Source organism: Mesobacillus maritimus (genome assembly GCF_023715205.1).
Taxonomy (GTDB): domain Bacteria; phylum Bacillota; class Bacilli; order Bacillales; family Cytobacillaceae; genus Mesobacillus_B; species Mesobacillus_B maritimus_C.
In genome coordinates this window covers 1-368 of sequence record NZ_JAMBNR010000108.1, presented here as the reverse complement: position 1 = coordinate 368, position 368 = coordinate 1, and the positions used below count along the sequence as shown (strand labels likewise).

Sequence of the window (368 nt, the reverse complement as noted above, 5' to 3'; positions counted from 1 at the left end):
TAATTAAATAGTCTGGTGACGATGGCGAGAAGGTCACACCCGTTCCCATGCCGAACACGGAAGTTAAGCTTCTCAGCGCCGATGGTAGTTGGGGGATTCCCCCTGTGAGAGTAGGACGTCGCCAGGCTTATATGTTGGAGGATTAGCTCAGCTGGGAGAGCATCTGCCTTACAAGCAGAGGGTCGGCGGTTCGAGCCCGTCATCCTCCACCATTATTTATTCACAGTGAAATGATTTTCAATGCCGGCCTAGCTCAATTGGTAGAGCAACTGACTTGTAATCAGTAGGTTGGGGGTTCAAGTCCTCTGGCCGGCACCATTTTGTACGAGCCATTAGCTCAGTTGGTAGAGCATCTGACTTTTAATCAG

The 368-nt window shown here is 50.3% G+C and carries 2 tRNA genes and 1 rRNA gene; all 3 read left to right on the top strand.

Features of this window, described 5'->3' with window-relative positions:
* Positions 1-11 precede the first annotated feature (11 nt).
* A 5S ribosomal RNA gene (rrf, locus tag M3182_RS25850) occupies positions 12-127 on the top strand.
* Positions 128-136: 9 nt separating this feature from the next.
* Positions 137-212, top strand: a tRNA-Val gene (locus M3182_RS25845).
* A 30-nt stretch (positions 213-242) separates the two neighbouring features.
* Positions 243-318, top strand: a tRNA-Thr gene (locus tag M3182_RS25840).
* Positions 319-368: the final 50 nt, after the last annotated feature.